We start from the raw sequence: 21,623 nt of genomic DNA, 5'->3' as shown, positions 1-21,623 counted from the left end.
GGCCAGCCACGCTCGTACCTTGGGAATCGTCAGGCCCATGCCGCTGAGTCAGTCCGAACGCGACGCCGCCGACGATCTGTTCGCCTCCGCGAAGTTCGGCGACATCGCACAGCAAAAATCAGCGCAAACCGCCCTCGACACATGGACAGGCGGGGATTCCGAACGTCTGGCGCATGTCGCCGGTCTCGAAGCCGCTAACCGGGCACTCGAAGTCAACGTCGGGACCTTGCGCAATCGCTATCCGCGTCACATCGAAAGTCGCGTGCCGGTTGCTGCCGCCACGATCGCGCGTGCACCGGGTCTGTCGCGTTTCTGGCCCGGCATTGCCATGGCCTGTTGCGCCATGGTGGCGGCCGCCACGTGGGTCATCAATCCGGTGCTGTCGCACCAGACCACTTCATCCGCGGTCGGTCAGCAACTCGCCTTCGATCTCGATGACGGCAGCCGCGTCCTGCTCAACACCGATACCGCAGTGCGCTTCGTCAACCGGCTGCATTCGCGCGAGCTGACGCTGGAAAAAGGCGAAGCCATGTTCTCGGTCGTGCATAGCAGCGTGCGGCCGTTCCACGTGTACGCCGGCACCGCCGATATCCGCGACGTCGGTACGCAGTTCAGCGTGCGTCTGCTGCCAACCGGCGTGAGCGTCGCGGTACTTGAAGGCCGCGTATCGGTGACGCCATCCGCCGACACACCGCCCGCCCTGCTCACCGCCAACCAGGCGCTGCGCACCGACGGTACGACGATGGTTGCGGTCGACGGACCACAGGCGGTCAACGCGATGCTGAGCTGGAAAGACCAGCGGCTCGATTTCGACAATACGAGCATCGTCGATGTCATCGGGGATCTGCAGCGCTATCGGTCTAAACCGATCGTGCTGGCCGACAACAAGGCAGGCAAGTTTCGCGTGAGCGGCGGCTTCTCGATCGCCGATCCGGAACAACTGCTCAAGACACTGCCCTCCGTGGCGCCGGTGACAGTTACCATGAAGCCGGATGGCACAGCCGTCATTGCATCGCGCCACTAGCCTGCAGCGGCAACCGGAAAGCAAAGTTCGTCATCGCAGGACACCCGATGTTATCCCGTCATCTGTCGCGCGCCCGGCCGCCTGACACTTTTATCGTGCCTGCCGCATGCAACGTAGATCGCCTGGACCTTGAATGAGAACGAGCTGGACAAGCAAGGCCCTTGTGCAATATCGGCTGGCAACGCTCGCGGGTATGCTGGGCGCGCTCGGCCTGGCAAGCCTCGCTGTTCATGCGCAAACGATCATCGCGCTGCCGGCCCAGGCGTTGTCGCTCTCGCTCTCGCAACTGGCCCGCGAAGGCGCGGTCAATATCCTCGCGCCGTCGGAACTCACCGCCAACCACAACGCGCCCGCGCTGTCGGGCAAGCTGACCGTCTCCGAAGCGCTGCACCGGCTGCTTGAAGGCACCCAGCTCACCGTGCAGCAGCGCGACGAGAAGACCTACATCATTCACGGGCCGCCCGCTCAGGCCGAAGCATTGCCGCTCCGCCCGAGCGATATCGTCACCGTCCTGCCCCCGGTGATGGTCAATGGCACGAACGCGATGAACGACCTCGGCTTTGCCGCGCAATCAAGCTCCCTGGCAACGCGCACCGACACACCGATCATCCAGATCCCGCAGTCCATCGCCGTCGTCACGCAGGACACCCTCGCAAGCCAGCAGGATCAATCGGTGCGGGACGTGCTGCGCAATATCAGCAGCATCACGATCGATCGGGTCGGGAGCTACAGCGCACAGGGTTTGCCTTATATCCGCGGATACGCCGCGCCTGTGCTGCTGGACGGATTGCCGGTCGCGTTGAGCCAGTCCGACATTCCGTTGTCGCTGCCGCCCGTAGCCATATCGCGCGTCGAGGTGCTCAAGGGTGCGGACTCGATTCTCGCGGGGAGCATGGACGCGGGAGGGCTCGTCAATATCGTCACGAAACGCCCACAGGCCGACCCCGTGCAGCGCCTCACCGTGCAGGCCGGGTCATATGGCGACTGGCTGACCTCGCTCGACCTGGCCGGTGCGATCACGGACGACAAAAAGCTGACCTATCGATTCGTGATGTCCGGCGAGCGTGCCGGCCAGGATTCCATCGGCTACGACGGCAAGCGCAATTTCTATGTCGCGCCATCGATCGGCTGGCACGATGCGCAGACCACGCTGGTGGTGGGACTGCAACAGAACTCGGACCGGGAACCGTTTGCGCCGAATTCGCTGCTACTGCCGACCGGTCCGATGAACCTGTCGTCTCCGCTTGGTCGCCCGGATGACCGCTACCTGATCAACGATACGGCGGTGTATTACGACTACACGCGCAAGCTCACGAGTTCGCTGACATTCCACAGCAAGGCGCGCTACGACGCGTCGAGCCAGGACTCGCGGGAATACCTCATCACGGCGTTACCGTCCCCCAGCGGGACCACCTTCCTGCCGCAAACCAACCAGATACAGCAGGATCAGATCAGCGTCGACAACAACCTGCAGTTCAAGACTCGCACCGGGCCGATCACGCATACGCTGCTGGGCGGTTTCGCGTGGTCGTCGGACCGGTATGCCCAGACGCTCGGCAGCGGGACGTCGGTGACCGTACCCATTCCGGTACCGCCGTTACCACCGGTCGCGATAACGAGCGTCAACAAGATTCCGTCACAGCGAGATTCCCTCACGACGCTATACGTGCAGGATCAGATGACGTGGGGACCGCTCCACGTGCTGGTCAATCTCGGGCGTAGCCAGGTCTGGACCACCCACGATGCCCCAGGCATTCCCTCCGCACGCGTGACTAACTGGTCTCCGAGCATCGGCATTGCGTACCAGTTGACCGATAGTCTGGCCATCTTTGCGAACACCACGCACAGCTTCCTGCCGCAGTACACGTTTCCCACTTTCAACGGAAGCGTCCCGCAGCCCAGAATCGGTCACTCGATCGATACCGGTATGAAGTTCAGTCTGCTCGACGATCATCTGACGGGGACCGTTGCACTGTTTCGCAGCAAGGAATCCCACGCGGTACAAGACGACTTCAATCACCCGAACTTCTATGCAGTCGTTCCGGATATCGCCTATCGCGGCGTCGAATTCGACATCACGGGCCGTCTGCTGCCTGGCTGGAATGTCATCGCGAGCTATACGTATAGCAATGCGCAGGCGCCCAACGGCGAAGTCGGACAACTGCCAACTCACGTAGCAAGCCTGTGGACGACCTATGACTTCCAGAATGCGTTCCTGCATGGCTGGGGCGCAGGGATCGGGGTGTGGGCTCGCACTCATTACAACGCGATCGATGCTACTGGAAACCTGTACCGGCAAGCCGGTCAGACACGCACCGACGTGAGCGTCTATTACCACGCCAAACGCTGGTCGGCGACGCTTAGCGCGAAGAACATCTTCAACCGCGCGCTGTATGACGACTACGCGGACCAACGGCTCGAACAACAATCCGGTCGCCTGTTCTTTCTGAGCGGCACGTACGACTTCTAACGCATTCGCGTAGCAGCATGCCGGTCATGACGGCTGTATTACCAGCTTCATGATCGCGAATCTTCTTTCTGCTGATTCCACTGGTTCTCTTCCCTGCCTCGTTCGTCTTTAACAACAACGGACTCCAGAATATCGCGCGCATCTATCGCGTTATTCGATCTGCATTACGCGCAGGAGCGTTTCGATGGAATTAAAGGCAGGCATGACCACTCAGGTTCTGGATACCACCGACGCGAAGTTCGAGATCGACGTCGCGCACACGACGTCGCCGGTGCTGTTGTACTTCTGGGCACCATGGTCGGAGCCGTGCGGTGCGATCGATCCGTTACTCGACCAGGTTGCGCGACACCATACGAGCCGCCTGAAAATTGTCAGGGTGAACGTCGACGAACATGAAGCGATTGTTAAACGCTTCGACATCCACCGTATTCCAACCGTGCTGTTCTTCGACAAGGGCGATCTACACACCGCGCTCGTTGCACCGTCCGTTGCACGCGTGCAGGTACTGATCGAGGATCGCTTTGGATCCGACATGCCGTGGAACGCTGCGCGGGCCGACGAACTCTGCGCATCGTCGGCGCTTGCCTTCCAGGGTCAGGCAGCACGCAAAAAGATCTGTCTCAAGCGCCTGCGCGACACGGTTTTCAGTGCCGAGCATCCGCCCTCCCATTGTGCTGCCGGCGACGCCGGACACTTCGTCGACGAGGTGGGCGTACCGGGCGTGCTCGGCGACATGATCGATACGCTCTGGCGCCTGACCTGTGCGACCGAAGGCGCTGCCTATGCACGTGCGCGCACGATCGCACTGATCGAGGCGATTCCTCTGGGAGCGGACCTGAGCAGTGTCGCACCGGCGGTTACGCATGGACTGCTGCACGATCGCCGCTGGGGACTCGTCCGATACGCGCCGGAAGGCAACGCCCGCGAGATCTTCGCGCGGCTCGCCGTGTTGCATGCTCGCGAACTCGTCGGCACGCGGGTCGATGACCGGGCCTGGCTAGAGTTGGCACGCGATGCGATTGCACTCGCGGATGTTCACAGCCTGCGTCAGTCGGAAGACACGGCGACACCGCTGGATCTGCAACAGATCTTCATCGAACAGATGGAACACGTAGCCCGTCCGCTCGCACGACTGGACCTCGACATGTTGCTGCAGATGGTTCTGTCGCTAACCTATGCACGCGAGCAGCCCAGGTTCTGGACCGACGAAGACGAGCGCAACACGAGGATGATGGGGGACGCGGCGTTACGCGAAGTCGAGCGACAATGCGGACTCAAACCTCCCGACGACGATATCGAAACCGTCAACCGATGGCGTCATCAGGTACGCACGCTGATCGACAAACTGGAAGCGACCCAATCTACCGCGGACCCAACAACCGCCGTGCGCCTCGAGATCTGGAAAAGCCATCGGGACTCGCTTGCGGCAGAACTTTATTCCACTGTTTGCGAACTCATGGTGAACCGCTTCGACCGCGCGCCGAAGACCGTTGTGTTGCACTAGATCAGTCGAGATGTTTTTTCAGAAAGACCTGCATCAACGAAGCAATCTCGTCGACCTGCTCGTCGAGCGCGAAATGACCCGCATCCAGCAGATGAATCTCGGCAGCAGGTAGATCGCGCCCGAAGGCCTCTCCCCCGGCGGCAATGAACGAGGGATCGTTTCGCCCCCACACGACGAGGGTCGGCGGCTTGTGCTCGCGCAACCACGACTGCCATGCCGGATATGCGGCGACATTCGTCTGATAGTCGTATAGCAGCGCCCCCTGGATGTCGCGTTGACCGGGTCTGGACAGGTGGGCGTCCTCGTCGGTCCAGGTGTCCGGGTTGTAGCGTTCGGGATGCGACGTGCCGGCGGTATGGCGCTGTTCGTTTGCCGCCGGCGACATGAACGTATCGAGCACTTCAGGGTGCGCTTTCGGATCGGCCCAATACTGCGCAATTCCCGTCCACTTGACGCCTAGCCCTTCGCGGTAAGCGTTGGCATTCTGGATGACGAGTGCCTGCACACGCTCCGGATGCGCGAGCATGATCCGGAAGCCGACCGGGCCGCCATAGTCGTGCAGATAAAGGTTGTATCTGTCGATACCCAGTTTCTCGAGCAGATGGTTAGTGGTTTGCGCCAGATGATCGAACGTGTAGGTGTACGACGATGGCGGCGGCGCATCGCTTTGACCGAAGCCCGGGAAATCGGGTGCTACCAGGTGATAGCGTGTTGCCAGCAATGGAATCAGCGTGTCGAATTCGCGCGACGAGGACGGATAGCCGTGTAGCAGCACGATTGTCGGTGCGTTCTTCGGACCGGCCTCGCGGTAGAAGATCGAAGTGCCGTCGACCATCACGCGATGATAGGAAGTCGTAGCAGACGTCGACTCCAGCATGGCAGCCTGCGCGGTGTGACCAACCATCAACGCAGCAACCGTTCCCAACAGAATTCGAGTTTTCACAGTGGTAATCCTCTTGCACGCGAGGCAATCAAATTACCACGGCAGCAGCAGCGTCGCAGGCAGGTGCGCATGACGGTAAAATCGCGCATGGCGATGGCGCCCGCATGAGAGGTGGTGGTTTGACCGAGCTTGAACAGGGTTTCATTTTGACCCGGCATTGGCGCGACACACCGGCCGGTACGGAAGTCGATTTCTGGCTGGCAACGGACAGCGGGCCCCGCCACATCCTCCTGCGTCACCAACCGTCGGTGGCATTTATTCCCGCTGGACATCGCGAACGCGCCGAAACCATTCTGCGCCGCGAGGCACCGCTCGATCTACGGCCACTCGAGCTGCGCGACTTCCATCATCGGCCGGTCATGGGTCTTTACTGCCCGCAGTACCGGCAACTGACGGGCTTCGAGAAGCGCCTGCGGCAAGGCGGTGTCGACGTCTACGAAGCCGATATCTTTCCGCCCGAACGCTACATGATGGAGCGGTTCATCACTGCTCCCGTGCACTTCAGCGGCGATGTGCAGCGCGACGGTTCGCTGCTGAACGGCGAACTAAAACCGGCCAGCGGTTATCGTCCTTCGTTGAAGCTCGTGTCGCTCGATATCGAAACCAGTGCGCAGACCGAGCTCTATTCGATCGCGCTGGAAGGTTGTGGGCAACGCCAGGTCTATATGCTGGGACCGCCCAACGGCGACGCAGGCGAACGCGATTTCGACCTCGAATACTGCGAAACCCGCGCGCAGATGCTCGAAAAGCTGAACCTGTGGATCGAACGGCACGACCCCGATGCGATCATCGGCTGGAATCTCGTGCAGTTCGATTTACGCGTGCTGCAACAGCACGCCGAACAGTATCGCGTGCCGTTGCGGCTCGGTCGCGGCGGTTCGGCGATGGAATGGCGCGAGCACGGTCTCAAGCAGAACCATTTCTTTGCAGGTGCTGCCGGGCGGCTGATTATCGACGGCATCGAGGCACTGCGATCCGCGACGTGGAGTTTTCCGTCGTTCAGCCTCGAATATGTGTCTCGCACCGTATTGGGCGAAGGTAAGGCGATCGACAATCCGTATCAACGCATGGATGAAATACAGCGGCGCTTCGATGAAGACAAGCCCGCGCTCGCCCGCTACAACCTGAAAGATTGCGAACTGGTTACGCGCATTTTTGCGAAGACCGAGTTGATGTCGTTTCTGCTGGAGCGCGCCACCGTTACCGGCTTACCCGCAGATCGCAGCGGCGGGTCAGTTGCGGCATTCACGCATCTGTACATGCCGCGCATGCACCGGCAAGGCTATGTCGCACCGAATCTCGGCGATGTGGCCGGCGCGGCAAGCCCGGGAGGCTTCGTGATGGATTCGCGGCCAGGTCTCTACGATTCGGTGCTGGTGCTCGACTACAAGAGCCTGTATCCGTCGATCATCCGTACCTTCCTGGTCGACCCGGTCGGTCTGGTAGAAGGCACGCTGAACCCCACCGACGAAGCATCCATACCCGGCTTTCTAGGCGCGCGCTTTTCGCGCACGCACCATTGCTTGCCGGCGATCGTCAGCCAGGTGTGGCAAGGACGCGAAGCGGCCAAACGCGAACACAACGCGCCGCTTTCGCAGGCGCTGAAGATCATCATGAACGCCTTTTACGGCGTACTGGGGTCGACCGGTTGTCGCTTCTTCGACCCGCGTCTTGCCTCATCGATCACGATGCGCGGTCATGAAATCATGCACACCACGCGCGAGCTGATTCAGGGCGAAGGCTACGAAGTGATTTACGGCGATACGGATTCCACGTTCGTATGGCTCAAGCATGCGCATGACGAGGGAGACGCGAGCCGCATCGGGCGCGCGCTGGTCGAGCATATCAATGCCTGGTGGCGCCAGAATCTGCCGATACGCTTCGGCATTGAAAGTGCACTGGAGCTGCAATTCGAGCGGCATTACCGGCGCTTTTTCATGCCGACCGTGCGCGGTGCCGAGGACGGCAGCAAGAAACGCTATGCCGGGCTCGTTGTTTTGCCGGACGGCAGCGAGGACATCGTCTACAAGGGGCTCGAAACGGTGCGCACCGACTGGACGCCGCTCGCACAGCAGTTCCAGCAGGAGTTGTACCGGCGCATTTTCACGCGGCAGCCGTATCAGGATTATGTGCGCGACTATGTGCGCGATACGCTCGCGGGCAAGCTCGACGATCAACTGGTCTACCGGAAACGCCTGCGCAGGACGCTTGAGGAATACGAGCGCAACGTACCGCCCCATGTGCGCGCGGCACGCGTCGCCGACGAATTCAATCGCCGGCAAGGGCGGCCCCTGCAATACCAGAACGGCGGCTGGGTCAGCTATGTGATGACAGTCGCGGGACCGGAGCCGCTGGAAACGCTGCGCTCGGCGATCGACTACGATCACTACCTCACGCGGCAATTGCAGCCGGTGGCCGATGCGATCCTGCCGATGTTGCGCGATGACTTTACGACTTTGATTTCGGGGCAGCGGCAGTTGTTTTGATGCGCGGCGTAACCACAGATTTACGTGCCTCGATCCGGATGCGTCCAGCTCCCCTCCACCTCGATCACGGTCTTCACCGAATTCGCGAGATAGCACGACTCGTGCGCTTCATGATGCAGGTGCCGGAGCGCTTCGTCGTCCGGCACTTTCGTTCCGCCGAACACGACGAGTGGCCTGAGCACGACCCGCGTCACGACTTCCTTTCCCGCTTCGTTATGCCCCATCTCTCCGAGCGCTTCGTCGCGATACGACTCGATGGCATATCCCGCCTGCGAGGCAATGTCGAGGAACCACAGCATATGGCAACTCGAGAGCGCCGCGACATAGCCTTCTTCCGGGTCCACGCCGGCAGGATCGGAGAACGGCACACGCACGACGTGCGGCGAACTCGACGCGGGCACGACCGCCCCGCCATCGAAACTCCATTGATGCGCGCGGCTATAACGTCGATCGGTAAACCGGCTGCCGTTGCTGCTCCATTCGACGGTCGCGGTGTGGGTTGCCATCTGATCGCATCCTTATGAAAGAGATCGTGCAGGAGAAACTGTGTGTGCGGCACGCGTTCAGATCGGCGTCAGCACGGCCTCGCCGGCAAAGTGCCGTTGCGCATTGACGAGAAAATTCTGCACCGATGCACCGATCGCTTCCGGCGACGATCCGGCCACATGCGGCGTCAACACGATGTTCTTCAGATGCACCAGCGCCTGCGGCAGATGCGGCTCGCCCTCGTAGACGTCGAGCCCCGCGCCGCCGAGCGTACCCGCTTCGAGCGCGGCAGCCAGCGCCGCCGTATCGACTACACTGCCGCGCGACACGTTCACGAGAAAGCCCAGCGGCCCGAGCGCGTCGAGCACCGCCCGATCGACCAGATGATGGGTGCCCGCGCCACCCGGCGTCGCGATGACGAGAAAGTCACTCCATTCAGCCAGCGCCACCACGCTATCGAAGTACCGCAGCGCCGACCCTTCGCGCGGCTTACGGTTGTGATAACCGGTTTCGATATCGAAGCCCGCCGCGCGCCGCGCGACTTTCAGTCCGATATTGCCCAGCCCCAATACGCCGAGTCGCTTGCCCGATACGTTCGGCCTCAACGGCAGCTTGTCGCGCCAGACGCCGTCGCGCGTCGCCCGGTCGCGCTGCGCGATGTCGCGCACCGCCGCGAGCAGCAGCGCGAACGCGTGGTCGGCCACGCAGTCGTCGTTGGTGCCGGCGCCGTTGACGAGCACGATGTCGCGGGCACGGGCGTAATCGACGGCGATGTTTTCGTAGCCCGCACCCAGCGCACTGACGAACTCGAGATCGGGAAGCCGGTCGATCTCGTCGGCGGTCAGGCCGGTCGTGCCGTTGGTCAGTACCGCGCGAATCGTCGCACCGTGCGACGCGATGATCTGCGTGCGCTGCTCAGGCGTCGGGGCGTAAAGGATGTCGAAGGAGGCTGCGACGCTCGCGTAGCTATCGTCGCGAAGGGAAATCAGGACCAGCAGGGAGGGCTTCATGACCTGGGCGCGTTGTGTGGAGACGGCGACAGGCGAAAGTGTAGCAAGGAGCAGCGTGGCGCGCTTCGGGATCTGCCTTTAAAACTTCCTCTTACCGGGCCGCCGCCCGGGCAGCAAGCTAGCCAGCCTGCGCCGGAAACCGCAATTCGAAGCGCGCCACGCCCGGCGTCGGACACTGAGCGCTCGCCGTGCCGCGATGCAGGTTCATGATCGCCTTGACGATCGCGAGTCCGAGTCCGTTCGATTCGGTGAACTGGCTGCGCGCCGCATCGGCACGATAGAAGCGGTCGAAGAGCCGCTGCAGCTGTTCCGGCGCGATCGCCGCACCGTCGTTCTCGACGACGACGGTCGCGCCCTGCCCGTCCTGGACACCGGTCAGGCGCACCACCGTATCGCGCGCACCGTAGCGCACGGCGTTCACGACGAGGTTGTTGATCGCGCGCCGGCACAACATCGGGTTCGCCCACGCGACCCCGTCCGCCGATACGGCGAAGCGCATGCCGCGTTCGTCCGCGATGCCTTCGAAGTAGTCCGCGATCTTGTGCAGTTCGTCGCTCAACGCAACCGGCGCGCGCTCGATCGACAGCCCTGCGTGATCGGCCTGCGCGAGAAACAGGATGTTCTCCGCGATATGACTGAGGCGGCTCAGTTCTTCGAGATTCGACTCGAGCACCTGCTGATACTCGGCCACATCGCGCGGCTGTGCGAGCGTCACCTGGGTCTGACCGATCAACGCGCCGACCGGCGTGCGGATTTCGTGCGCGAGATCGGCGGAAAACTGCGAGAGCCGCTGATAGCCGTCCGCAAGCCGGTCGAGCATCGCGTTGAAGGCAAGCGTCAGCTGGCGCAGTTCGACCGGTGCATCATCGCTATTCAGTCGCACAGCGAGATTGGTCGGGCTGATCTGCGCGGCGTGTGTCGCGATGTGCCGCACCGGCCGCAGTCCACGCCGCAATACGACGTACGCGAGCAACGTTGTAGCCAGCATGCCCGCCAGCGTCGCGGCAAGGATCAGGTCGCGATACGCGGCCAGCATGCGTTTCTCGGCGGTCATTGGGTGCCCGGCGATGATTTCGACCGCCGCACCGTCCTCGCGAGCCGGTGCGAGCGCGACGGCCCAATGCATGATGACGCCGTTCGGCAGACGTGTCTGTTGAATATCGGCGAGCGTGGGCAGCCGCTGCACATCCAGCGTGCGTAGCGCCGGCACCGGCACGTTCTGCGGATTGACGTCGATGAATGACGTTTCGCCCGGCCGGCGAAACAGCAACACGTCCTGCTCGGCGCCAAGCATCGTTTCGAACAGCAACGGTCGGTCTTTCAGCTCGCTGACGGTGTACATCTCGCGCACGAGCCGGCTGAAATGCTCGACCCGGCCGAGCAACACGAGGTCGGCGCGGCGCTGCAGCGACACCTGCGCGGAGCCGTAGAAGTACGCACCCAGCGCGCCGTTCACGAAACACGCGATCAGCGCGAGCAGGATCGTGGTGCGGGTGGTGAGCGAGCGCGACGTCCAGAGCTTCATGTCTCGAGACCGAACGTGTAGCCGATGCTACGCACCGTGTGAATCAGCTTGCGCTCGAACGGATGGTCGATCTTCGCGCGCAACCGCTTGATCGCGACATCGACGACATTCGTATCGCTGTCGAAGTTCATGTCCCACACTTCCGATGCGATCTGCGTGCGCGACAACGCCTCGCCCTGCCGCTTCACCAGCAGATGCAGCAGCATGAATTCCTTGTTGGTGAGCGCAATCTCGATGCCTTCGCGCGTCACGCGCCGGCGCAGCACATCGAGCTTCAGGTCTGCGACTTCGAACACATCCGCTTCGCGCACGATGCCGCGCCTGAGCAACGTGCGGATGCGCAGCACGAGTTCGGTGAACGAGAAGGGTTTGACGAGGTAATCGTCCGCACCGAGTTCGAGACCGTGGATGCGGTCGCTGACGTGATCGCGTGCAGTCAGGAAGATGACCGGCAGGTCGCGCCGCGCGCGCAGCGTACGCATGATCTCCCAGCCGTCGATGCCCGGCAGCATCACGTCGAGCACGACCAGTTCGTAGGCATGCTCGAGCGCCATGTGCAGGCCGTCCGTACCGGTGCGCGCGAGATCGACTGCATAGCCGCTCTCGCGAAGCCCTTTTTTCAGGTAGTCGCCGGTCTTCGGGTCGTCTTCGATGACGAGAATGCTCATGGTTGCTGAATCGTCCGCGGGCGCGCGTGCAGGGAAACTACAGGGTAACGCGCATTCATCAAGAATGTTTTGCCGCATTCTAGCCGGCTGTCTCCGGGAATTAATGACGTTTTTGTCATCCAGAAGTCAGACGCACGAGCCATCTCGCGCACTACGCTTCTCCCGTCCTTCACCACCGGGAAACACCATGAAACCTGCTGCACCCAGCGCCGTACACCATTTTTTGCGCGCAGTCGCCGCGCCTGCACTGATCGTCGCCGCCTTCGCTACGACGGCGCCCGCCGCCTTCGCACAGGCCAGCGCGCCGGCCGGTGTGCGCGGCACGGTCACTGCGCTCGCAGGCGACACGCTCAAGGTGCATGAGAACAGCGGTCAGGATGTCGACGTGAAGCTCGCCAAAGACACGCCGATTCGCGGTGTCACGCTCGCAAACATCGGCGACATCAAGGCGGACAGCTACATCGGCACGGCCGCGATCCCGCAGGCCGACGGCACGCTCAAAGCACTCGAAGTTCACGTGTTCCCGGCCAGCATGCGCGGCATGGGCGACGGCCACCGCCCGTGGGATCTGGGCGCGAACAGCTCGATGACGAACGGCACGGTGGGTAGCGTCGTCGTGAGCAACGGCCGCACGGTCACCATCAACTACAAGGGCGGCGAAAAGAAGGTCGTGATTCCGCAGGATGTGCCGATCGTCAATCTCGAACCGGGCGACCGTTCGCTGCTCGTGCCGGGCGCGCACGTAGTGCTGTTTGCCCACAAGGAAGCCGACAGCTCGCTCGCGGCGAACTTCATTTCTGCGGGTAAGAACGGCGTCGTTCCGCCGATGTAATTGCATGCGCCACCGCTTGTTTTTTGCTTGCGGTGGCGCTTCGCCTCGATTGTTTTCCGATTTCCCCTACTGCCATGTCGCAGAACCCCTCGCGCGTCGTCGCGCATCCGCTGGTCGTCCGGATCACTCATTGGGTCAACGCGTTCGCGATGACCTGCATGATCGCGAGCGGCTGGGCCATCTATAACGCCTCACCGATCTTCGCGTTCCGCTTTCCAGTCTGGGCGACCGTCGGCGGTTGGCTGGGCGGGTCGATTGCGTGGCACTTCGCCGCGATGTGGCTGCTGTGCGCGAACGGCCTCGTCTATCTGACCTACGGGCTCGCGAGCCGGCATTTGCAGCGTCAGTTGCTGCCGGTTCATCCGCGCGAGGTGGTACACGACGCGCTGCTGGCAATGCGCCTGCGCCTGCCGCACGAAACGGGTCGCTACAACGCCGTGCAGCGCGCGCTTTATGTCGCGGTGCTGCTGCTCGGCGTGCTGCTCGTTGCGTCCGGACTGTCGATCTGGAAACCCGTCCAGTTCGCGTGGCTTACCGCTCTATTCGGTGGCTTCGACTTCGCGCGCAAGGTGCATTTCGGCGCGATGGCGGGCGTGGTCGGTTTTGTCGTCGTGCATCTCGCACTAGTCGTGCTCGTACCGCGCACGCTGCCGCCGATGTTCACCGGGCGCGCGATGAAACCGCGCAACACACAGAAAGGCCACCACGCATGAACGACCGGCACAATCTGTCCGCGGGCCGTCGCGACGACACCGACGTTGCGCCTATCGAAACGCCCCGCCCCGCAAAGCGAGAACGCATCGTGCTCGCCGACCATCGCCCGCAACTGGAGCGCCTGCAGCGCCGCCTGTTCCTGCGCTCGACGCTGTCCGTCGGCGCGCTCGCGATGCTGTCGGGCTGCAACATGCAGGACGGCGATTCCGTCGACAAGGTGTTATGGGCGATGTCGCGCTGGAACGATCGCGTGCAGGCGTGGCTCTTTAGCGGCACAAAGCTCGCGCCCACCTATGCGGCAAGCCAGATCACGAAGCCGTTTCCGTTCAACGCGTTCTATCAGGAGTTCGATGTGCCGGAGATCGACGGTGCGTCGTACGCGCTCGAGGTGTCGGGGCTCGTTGCCAACAAGCGTTCGTGGTCGCTCGCACAATTGCGCACGCTGCCCCAGGCGTCGCAGATCACGCGGCATGTGTGTATCGAAGGATGGAGTGCGATCGGCGAATGGCGCGGTGTGCCGTTTCGCACGTTCCTCGAGCGCATCGGCGCCGATACGACGGCGCGCTATGTCGGCTTCAAATGCGCGGACCGCTATTACTCGAGCCTCGATATGGCGACCGCACTGCATCCGCAGACGCAATTGACGCTCGACTTCGGCAGCGAACCGCTGCCGCCGAAGTACGGTTACCCGCTCAAGCTGCGCGTGCCGACCAAGCTCGGCTTCAAGAACCCGAAGCATATCGCCGAGATCTTCGTGACCAACACGAACCCAGGCGGCTACTGGGAAGATCAGGGCTACAACTGGTTCAGCGGACTCTGAGCGAGGCGCGCTTCCGAAAGAGCCTTCACTCAAACCGCCGTCACGTACTGTCGAACCGGCGGCAGGCTGCGCGGAGCCGGCGGCTCGAACGCATTGCGCATCCGTCGCACTTCGTCGACGGGGCTCAGTCCGAACAAACGCTTGAATTCGCGGCTGAACTGCGACGCGCTTTCGTAACCGACCTTGCCCGCCGCCGCGCCCGCATTCAGGCCATCCTGAACCATCAACAGCCGCGCGTGATGCAGGCGCGTGGTCTTCACGTACTGCATCGGCGAAGTGGCCGTCACGGCCTTGAACTGCGCGTGGAAGACGGCGAGGCTCATGCCCGCTTCGCTCGCAAGCGTCTCGACATCGAGTTCGCTCTCGTAGTCCGCATGAATGCGCCGCAGCGCCTTCGCAATGCGGCCGAAATGATGTTGATGCGTGAGCGCCGCGCGGATCGCATCGCCCTGCACGCCCGTCAGCACCCGATAGCAGATCTCGCGGACCATACCGGGCCCGAGAATGCGCGCATCGAGCGGCGACGCCATCACTTCGAGCAGCCGTAGTACCGCGCAGCCAAGCGTCGCGTCGAGCGGCGTCGAATAGATACCGCGCGGCTCGTCGTGAGTCGCGCCGCGCGTGTCGTTCAGCATCAGCACCAGTTCGGCCACTACACCCAGGTCGACGCGGATCGAGATGCCGAGAAACGGTTCTTCCGGGCTCGCCTCGGTCTCGCATTCGAACGGCAGCGGCACCGACATCACAAGATACTGCTGCGCGTCGTAGAAAAACGTCTGTTCGCCGATATAGCCGCGCTTGCGGCCCTGGCACACGATCACGATGCTCGGTTCGTACATCACCGGCTTGCGCTCCACGGGCCGGTTCGAACGCATGAGCTTGACGCCGTCGAGCGGCGTCTGCGTGAAGCCTTCGGCGGGCGCGAGCACGTCGAACAGCTCGACCATGCTCTGCTGCGCGGCCGAGGCTGCGGCATCGAGGGACGCGCCGAAGCTAGGCGGCAATGGGGAGGAAGACGGAATCGGGTTCATCGCGGAAATCTGCGCTAATTGATAAACAGGCTTGAAATCTAGCATTAAACGGGTTGTGGTGCTTGCCTCGGAGAGAAATAGGCAAACCTTCAAGATATTCAGGTATTCCCCAGGACGCGCCCGGCCCCTACGATGGGAACCCTGATGCAACGGCGTCTGAAGTAGCCCGGACACACCCGGAAACGCCCCCGAAGCCCCCTTTTACGCTCGCACACGCTGCCTCTCGACGAGGTTCACAGCATCCGCCGTGAACCTCGCCGCGCGGCCGGCTGGCGGCACTCACCCATCTGCAGGAGCGACCATGACGACAACCCAGGCCTACGCGGCCCACAATCCGAATTCGAAGCTGGTGCCGTTCACTTTCGATCGCCGTGCGCTGCGCGATCTCGACGTGCAGATGGACGTGCTGTTTTGCGGCGTCTGCCATTCCGATCTGCACCAGGCGCGCAACGAATGGAAGAACTCGATCTACCCGGTGGTTCCGGGCCATGAAATCGTCGGCCGTGTTACCGCGGTCGGTGCCGGCGTCACGCGTCATCGTGTCGGCGATCTCGTCGGCGTGGGGTGTCTGGTCGACTCGTGCCGCACCTGCCCGAGTTGTGCCGAAGGGCTCGAGCAGTATTGCGAGAACGGCTGGGTCGGCACCTACAACGGCGCGGACCGCATCACCGGCGACATCACGCTCGGCGGTTATTCGACCAGTCTCGTCGTCGACGAAGCATTCGTGCTCGGCGTACCGGATAACCTCGATCCGGCCGGCGTCGCGCCGCTGCTGTGCGCAGGCATCACGACGTACTCGCCGCTGCGTCAATGGAACGTCGGTCCCGGCCACAAGGTCGGCATCGTCGGGCTGGGCGGTCTCGGCCACATGGGCGTGAAGTTTGCCCGTGCGCTCGGCGCGCACGTCGTGCTGTTCACGACGTCGCCGTCGAAGATCGAGGATGCGAAGCGGCTCGGTGCACACGAAGTCGTGATTTCGAAGAATCAGGAGGAAATGGAGGCCCACCTGAACAGCTTCGATTTCATCCTCAACACGGTAGCCGCACAGCACGACCTGAACCCGTTTATCAACCTGCTGAAACGCGACGGCACGATGACGCTGGTCGGCGCACCGGAGCACGACCATCCGTCGCCGCAGGTGTTCGGCCTGATCTTCAAGCGCCGGCGTCTGGCCGGTTCGCTGATCGGCGGAATCGCGGAAACGCAGGAGATGCTCGATTTTTGTGGCGAGCACGGCATTACGTCGGATATCGAAGTGATTCCGATGCAGCAGATTAACGACGCATACGAGCGCATGTTGAAGAGCGATGTGAAGTACCGCTTCGTCATCGATCTCGACTCGCTGAGGCAGTAAGACAGGCAGCAGGACACCGCATCGCATTTCCTCCTGGGGGCTGCGCTCGCGCGCGGCCTCCTGTCCCGCTCCCCGCCTTACGCATGGCTCGTTGCGCCGGTTCACCTCCCTGACGGGAAGGTGCACCGGCTGCTTGCCGTGCACGCTGTCGACGTTTTACGCGTTACCCGCAATCAATTCGTTTCGTTCACTCTGGAGATGTCCCGTGATCGACCGTATTCAGGCGATGCGCACTTTCGTCCGCATCGTAGACACAAACAGTTTTAGCCGCGCCGCAGAGTCGCTCGACATGCCGCGCGCCACCGCCACGACCGTCGTGCAGAATCTGGAGGCCCTGCTCGGCACTGCGTTACTGACGCGCACGACGCGCCGGCTCAGTCTCACTACCGAAGGCGCCGCGTACTACGAACGCTGCGCGCAGATTCTCGCCGACATCGACGAGCTCGAAGCCGGTCTGCGCGGCACCACCGATGCGTTGAGCGGCCGCCTGCGTGTCGAGATGCCAGGCGCCGTCGCCACCGAACTGGTGTTGCCGGCGCTCGACGATTTCCACATGCGTTTTCCGAACGTGGATCTCGCGATCGGCATCAGCAATCGCAGCATCGATCACATCGCCGAAGCTGTCGATTGCAGCATCCTGCTCGGCGAGCTGCCCGATTCGGGTCTCGTCGCGCGACGCCTCGGCACGCTCGATCACGTGACGTGCGCGAGCCCCGCCTATCTGGAACGCTACGGCACGCCGCTCGAACTCGACGATCTCGCCACGCACATCGCGGTGAACTGCATGTCGTCGCAGAACGGCCGCGCGTGCGACTTCGATTTCGAAGTGGGCGACAACGCAACGCGTGTGAAGGTGAACGGCTTCGTGAAGGTCAGCGATGAGCACGCGTATCTGACCTGCGGCCTGCAAGGGCTCGGTCTGATCCAGCCGTCGCGCATCGCGGCGCAGGCGTACCTCGATTCCGGCGCCCTGCGCGAAGTATTGCCGCAGTGGAAGCCGGTGCCGATGGCAGTATCGGTGGCGTATGTGAAAAGCCGGCGCGTGTCGCCGCGCGTGCGTGCTTTTGTCGACTGGCTTGCGCAACTGTTCGAGCAGGCCGGGCATGTGGAGAAGGACTTGCAGCGTGTGCGGCAGTTGCTGCGCGGCGGGTTGCATCCGGCTTGATGGTTTAGCCTGCCTGGTGATCCAATGTAGCAATCCAACGCTCAGGCGGCCCGACCCGGCCGCCTGAGCGTTATCAGTTCTGCGGCAGCTTCACCGGTACCGGCCGCGTCAGCAGATCGACGTAGTAATCGAAGAAGCGCGCGTTGTCGAAGCGCTTCACGATCGTCATCTTCTGCAGGCCCGCCGGCGGATTGCTCGCGTAGCCGGTCGCTTTCCCATCGTTCGCACCGACGAGTGTGTCGACGTCGACCCACTCGTCGACGGTCTGCGTCGCGAACGTTGGGTCCATCAGGTACGCGATGGTCAGCGTGTCCCAGACGCTCGTCGTGTAGTTGGGATTGGTTTCGAAGCCGTTCTTGCCGTCGAAGCCATAGCCGTTCAGCTTTTTGAACATCCGTGTGATGACGGTCTGGTGTTTGGGATCGTGTGCGATACGGTCGTAGGTCGCCTTGTCCATCTTCACCGTGTCCGTTACGTCGAGCGGCACGACCACCTGCTTGACCGGCAGACGCAACACCTCCTGCGCGGCCACCGGGTCGAACCACCAGTTGAACTCCGCAGTCGGCGTGGTGTTGCCGGGCACATCGATCGCGCCGCCCATGTAGATGATCTGCTTGATCATGGGCACGATTTCCGGATGCTGGCGCGTCGCGAGTGCGATGTTAGTCAACGGGCCGATCGCGAGGATCGTCACTTCGCCAGGATGCTGCTTCACGCTGTCGACGATGAAGTCGACAGCGCTCTTGTGCTGCACTTTGGTGTGCGTCGCGAAACCGTCGGGCGGCGCGACGAGGTCGGCATTCGACTTCGGCTCAGGCGTGCCCCATGCCCCAAGATAGCCGTCGCCGCCGGGGAATTGCGCGAGCTCCTGCTTGATCGTCGCGTAGTCGTGCGAGAGCGGATAATTCGCACCCACATAGACACCGATACGGTTGCCGGCCCCAAGGCGTTCCATCGACTTCAACGCATCCGCTACGCCTTGCTTCAACCACTGGTTGCCGCTGACGACCGTGATGCCGAGCACATCGATCTGACCTTGCGCCTGCAACTGCACCGCCATCACACCCAGCTGGCCATCGTCGCTCAACGTGTTGTAGTCGCTATCGATGATGACCTTCGGACCACCTGTATGCACGGTGCCTCCGTATGCGGTCCCTGCCGCGATGCCAGTTAATCCTGCTGCGCACGCCAACGTCACGATCAATCGCTTCACACACTCCTCCTGTTTTATTCCTGTTCTGTCCGGGCTCTACGCATCGTCACGTTCGCCGAACGCGGCATGCCGGAAGGCGGTCCATCATAAGCGTAAACATCGCGCAGACAAAACGTCATGCCGCGTGCATGGCATGCGCGGCAACGTTCGTGTGAATGGGTTCGGTGATGGAGTCGTGCGGCAGCGAGCTGCTGACCGGATCGCGCACGTCGCACACCATGCACGAAAGAAAAAAGCCGCGACAGAAATGTCGCGGCCGTCGTTCAGGGTTGGTGTGCCTGGTTCGCATTCGGGCACGCAGGGTCTTTGCCCCAGTGCCCGTCGCATACGTGCCAGCGACACATCTGCTCGTCGAAGAAGCCGCGTGCGCCGCATTCTTTCACGCGCTGCGCGAGCGTGGTGGCCGGCGCGCTTGCGGCAGCCGGTGGCGCGGCTTTCGCAGCGTGTGCATTCTTCGCTGCCGCGGTATCCGTTTTCGCACCGGCAGGTTTAGTACGGGCAACGAGCGCCGCCAGCAGATCGGCATCGGAATCCGTACGCGCGCCGGACTTCGCATCGCGTGCGGCCGGCTTCTTCGCCTGCGCAACCGCAGTGGCCGAACTCGCATGATGCGCGTTGGCGGCTTCGCGCTTCGCGCGCGCTGCACTTGCTGCGTGCTTCGCACTGCTGCCAGCCAGCGTCGTCTTCGCCGCTGCGGCAGGCACCGCGACAGCCGAGGCGGACACCGCGGAAGCCGCCGGCGGCGATACACCGCTCGCCTCTTCGGCGCCGCTCGCGAGTGCACGCGACAGACGGTTATCGCCATCGGCACCCGAAGCGCCAGCAGCCGTTGAATCGGACGCGGCCTTATTCGTCGTATCTTCAGAGATGATCGTGGCGGCCTGCGGTGCCGACGCCTGATTGTCGGTTTTCGCCATGACCTGAGCTGTCGCGCTCGCAGCAACCGGCGCGACCGGGTTTGCGCTGGCGGGCACCGGCACGGCGGCAACGGTGGCGGTCTGCCCTTCGCCGCGATGCTGAAGATGCCATGCGCCCCAACCGCCTGCTGCGATTACGAGCAGCGCGACAATGACGATCGGTGCGCGGGAACGCTGTTGTGGTTTATCGGGAGGTGGTGCAACGCGGCCCTCCAGATTCGCGAGAATGCGCGAGCCATTGGCTTGCGCAGCGTTCTCCTTATCGGAAAGCAGGCTGGGAGGGGCTTTGTTCGAATCGGAGCTATCCGGCGCACTCATTCACTGTCTCTTTGAAACCTGCTCATTGAATTCAGGCTTATTTAGCCGCGATAATACGCTTGAGCCCATGTTCGGGCTGGCCTGATTCTAAGAGCAAGCATTACAAAATACAATTGTTTCGAATTTTCCGGGGGTTCTTTGATTGCTGTTGCACTGGTTGCTTATTTTGCCATCGCCGTCCTTGTGGCAGCCATTCTGCTATTACCGTCGGTACGGGCATCACTTTTTGGCGGCGTATTCAATCTGCATAACCGCATAGTACGCCGGGCTTCGCGGGGCGCCGCACACGCGCGTGGCACGATTGCAAAATCGGCAAGAATTTCGCAATCGACGCTCGGCGATATGCAAAATTTACTTGTGCGCCGGCGCTTGCTGATTTTTACGACCACAGGTATTCTTGCGACGCCGCCATTGGTGGCAATTGCATTACGCGGACGACAGTTTTTTCAATATGACGACACTATCAGGGTGCCCGACGAGAAAATAGCCGCACTCCTGAACGGCGAACAACTCGTCCCACCGCCGCCGTTGCCACCCGAGATTTTCGAGACGCAGGAAGTTCAGCAGATCCGGCCCGCGCTAAAGGGCGCAAGCCGCGACTGGAATCTGCTCGATGCTGACTTCAGGACACGCTTATTGCTCGTTTACAAAATGATGCACGAGCAATACGGTTATGAAATGGCTTTGCTGGAAGGTTATCGCAGCCCGGAGCGACAAAACCAGCTGTCGAAAATGGGGGGAGTCACGAATGCCGCTGCGTTTCAGAGCTACCACCAATATGGCCTCGCCGCGGACAACGCGTTTTTGCGCGACGGCAAGCTCGTCATTACGGAAAAAGACCCCTGGGCCATGCGCGGTTATCAACTGTACGGACAGTGCGCCGAACAGGTTGGCCTGACATGGGGCGGCCGCTGGAAGTTGATGGACCTCGGGCACGTCGAATATCACAAACCCGGCTTCGTGATGGGAAAGTCGAAACCGCTCGTCGTGCCCAGCCAATGACCTTATCCCCGATCCGCGGACACTGTTTCGCAACCCAAATCCGCTACGCTCGCGAGCGCGCACCCGCATACGGACGCGCAACGCCCGCCGCTACACCGCACCCCGCTACAACGAATAGCGATAGCCCCAACAGCAGCAATC

At 62.2% G+C, this 21,623-nt stretch carries 18 protein-coding genes; 10 read left to right on the top strand and 8 right to left on the bottom strand.

All coding sequences use genetic code 11. The annotated features are described in order from the left end of the window. The first annotated feature begins 37 nt into the window (after positions 1-37). The 3 genes from FNZ07_RS10290 to FNZ07_RS10280 all read left to right on the top strand — a co-directional run bounded on the left by FNZ07_RS10290 (position 38) and on the right by FNZ07_RS10280 (position 4,998). The gene (locus tag FNZ07_RS10290; protein WP_091018019.1) at positions 38-1,024 is read left to right on the top strand and encodes a FecR family protein; all 987 of its coding nucleotides are present in this window, start codon (positions 38-40) and stop codon (positions 1,022-1,024) included. A 133-nt stretch (positions 1,025-1,157) separates the two neighbouring features. Further along, a complete protein-coding gene (locus tag FNZ07_RS10285) occupies positions 1,158-3,494 on the top strand; it encodes a TonB-dependent siderophore receptor (protein ID WP_091018017.1) in 2,337 nt (778 codons plus the stop codon). 184 nt (positions 3,495-3,678) lie between these two features. Further along, positions 3,679-4,998 (top strand): thioredoxin family protein, encoded by a 1,320-nt coding sequence (locus FNZ07_RS10280; protein WP_091018015.1) that lies wholly within the window; start codon positions 3,679-3,681, stop codon positions 4,996-4,998. Between the two features lies 1 nt (position 4,999). Here the strand turns inward: FNZ07_RS10280 and FNZ07_RS10275 are convergent, their stop codons facing one another. Further along, on the bottom strand, positions 5,000-5,941 hold the full coding sequence (locus tag FNZ07_RS10275) for an alpha/beta fold hydrolase (protein WP_245811705.1): 942 nt from the start codon (positions 5,939-5,941) through the stop codon (positions 5,000-5,002). A gap of 119 nt (positions 5,942-6,060) precedes the next feature. Here FNZ07_RS10275 and FNZ07_RS10270 point away from each other — a divergent pair, with 119 nt between their 5' ends. Next, positions 6,061-8,427 carry a DNA polymerase II gene (locus FNZ07_RS10270; protein ID WP_091018216.1) on the top strand — a complete coding sequence of 789 codons (2,367 nt, stop codon included), beginning with the start codon at positions 6,061-6,063 and terminating at the stop codon, positions 8,425-8,427. Positions 8,428-8,447: 20 nt separating this feature from the next. Here the strand turns inward: FNZ07_RS10270 and FNZ07_RS10265 are convergent, their stop codons facing one another. The 4 genes from FNZ07_RS10265 to FNZ07_RS10250 all read right to left on the bottom strand — a co-directional run bounded on the left by FNZ07_RS10265 (position 8,448) and on the right by FNZ07_RS10250 (position 12,116). Then, a complete protein-coding gene (locus tag FNZ07_RS10265) occupies positions 8,448-8,933 on the bottom strand; it encodes an OsmC family protein (protein WP_091018010.1) in 486 nt (161 codons plus the stop codon). A gap of 57 nt (positions 8,934-8,990) precedes the next feature. Next, the gene (locus tag FNZ07_RS10260) at positions 8,991-9,923 is read right to left on the bottom strand and encodes a 2-hydroxyacid dehydrogenase (protein ID WP_091018008.1); all 933 of its coding nucleotides are present in this window, start codon (positions 9,921-9,923) and stop codon (positions 8,991-8,993) included. A gap of 118 nt (positions 9,924-10,041) precedes the next feature. Continuing rightward, positions 10,042-11,448, bottom strand: coding sequence for a heavy metal sensor histidine kinase (locus tag FNZ07_RS10255; RefSeq protein WP_091018006.1), 1,407 nt, complete (start codon positions 11,446-11,448; stop codon positions 10,042-10,044). Beyond that, positions 11,445-12,116: a heavy metal response regulator transcription factor gene (locus tag FNZ07_RS10250; protein ID WP_091018003.1), complete on the bottom strand. Its 672-nt coding sequence runs from the start codon at positions 12,114-12,116 to the stop codon at positions 11,445-11,447. The genes FNZ07_RS10255 and FNZ07_RS10250 overlap by 4 nt, the downstream gene beginning before the upstream one ends. 187 nt (positions 12,117-12,303) lie before the next feature. Here FNZ07_RS10250 and FNZ07_RS10245 point away from each other — a divergent pair, with 187 nt between their 5' ends. From FNZ07_RS10245 to FNZ07_RS10235, 3 genes are all read left to right on the top strand, one after another. Next, positions 12,304-12,948 (top strand): hypothetical protein, encoded by a 645-nt coding sequence (locus FNZ07_RS10245; protein WP_091018002.1) that lies wholly within the window; start codon positions 12,304-12,306, stop codon positions 12,946-12,948. 74 nt (positions 12,949-13,022) lie between these two features. After that, positions 13,023-13,661 (top strand): cytochrome b/b6 domain-containing protein, encoded by a 639-nt coding sequence (locus FNZ07_RS10240; protein ID WP_091018000.1) that lies wholly within the window; start codon positions 13,023-13,025, stop codon positions 13,659-13,661. Continuing rightward, positions 13,658-14,482, top strand: a complete 825-nt coding sequence (locus FNZ07_RS10235) for a molybdopterin-dependent oxidoreductase (protein ID WP_091017998.1) — start codon at positions 13,658-13,660, stop codon at positions 14,480-14,482. Before FNZ07_RS10240 ends, FNZ07_RS10235 begins: the two co-directional genes overlap by 4 nt. Before the next feature lie 29 nt (positions 14,483-14,511). On the opposite strand, the gene FNZ07_RS10230 is transcribed toward FNZ07_RS10235, so the two are convergent. Continuing rightward, on the bottom strand, positions 14,512-15,513 hold the full coding sequence (locus tag FNZ07_RS10230) for an AraC family transcriptional regulator (RefSeq protein WP_407670699.1): 1,002 nt from the start codon (positions 15,511-15,513) through the stop codon (positions 14,512-14,514). Between the two features lie 301 nt (positions 15,514-15,814). Between FNZ07_RS10230 and FNZ07_RS10225 the strand changes: the two genes are divergently transcribed. Together FNZ07_RS10225 and FNZ07_RS10220 are read left to right on the top strand one after the other, a co-directional pair. After that, positions 15,815-16,867, top strand: a complete 1,053-nt coding sequence (locus FNZ07_RS10225; RefSeq protein WP_091017995.1) for an NAD(P)-dependent alcohol dehydrogenase — start codon at positions 15,815-15,817, stop codon at positions 16,865-16,867. Positions 16,868-17,072: 205 nt separating this feature from the next. Then, positions 17,073-18,032, top strand: coding sequence for a LysR family transcriptional regulator (locus FNZ07_RS10220; RefSeq protein ID WP_091017993.1), 960 nt, complete (start codon positions 17,073-17,075; stop codon positions 18,030-18,032). A gap of 73 nt (positions 18,033-18,105) precedes the next feature. Here FNZ07_RS10220 and FNZ07_RS10215 read toward each other — a convergent pair whose 3' ends face one another. Together FNZ07_RS10215 and FNZ07_RS10210 are read right to left on the bottom strand one after the other, a co-directional pair. After that, on the bottom strand, positions 18,106-19,197 hold the full coding sequence (locus FNZ07_RS10215) for a nucleoside hydrolase (RefSeq protein WP_245811710.1): 1,092 nt from the start codon (positions 19,195-19,197) through the stop codon (positions 18,106-18,108). A 311-nt stretch (positions 19,198-19,508) separates the two neighbouring features. After that, positions 19,509-20,480 (bottom strand): flagellar basal body-associated FliL family protein, encoded by a 972-nt coding sequence (locus FNZ07_RS10210; RefSeq protein WP_091017988.1) that lies wholly within the window; start codon positions 20,478-20,480, stop codon positions 19,509-19,511. 138 nt (positions 20,481-20,618) lie between these two features. On the opposite strand from FNZ07_RS10210, the gene FNZ07_RS10205 reads away from it, so the two are divergent. Continuing rightward, positions 20,619-21,482, top strand: coding sequence for a M15 family metallopeptidase (locus FNZ07_RS10205; RefSeq protein WP_091017985.1), 864 nt, complete (start codon positions 20,619-20,621; stop codon positions 21,480-21,482). Positions 21,483-21,623: the final 141 nt, after the last annotated feature.

Source organism: Paraburkholderia megapolitana (assembly GCF_007556815.1).
In the GTDB taxonomy this organism is placed as follows: domain Bacteria; phylum Pseudomonadota; class Gammaproteobacteria; order Burkholderiales; family Burkholderiaceae; genus Paraburkholderia; species Paraburkholderia megapolitana.
The sequence above is the reverse complement of the archived record's forward strand: the minus strand, read 5'-3'. Positions and strand labels throughout refer to the sequence as shown.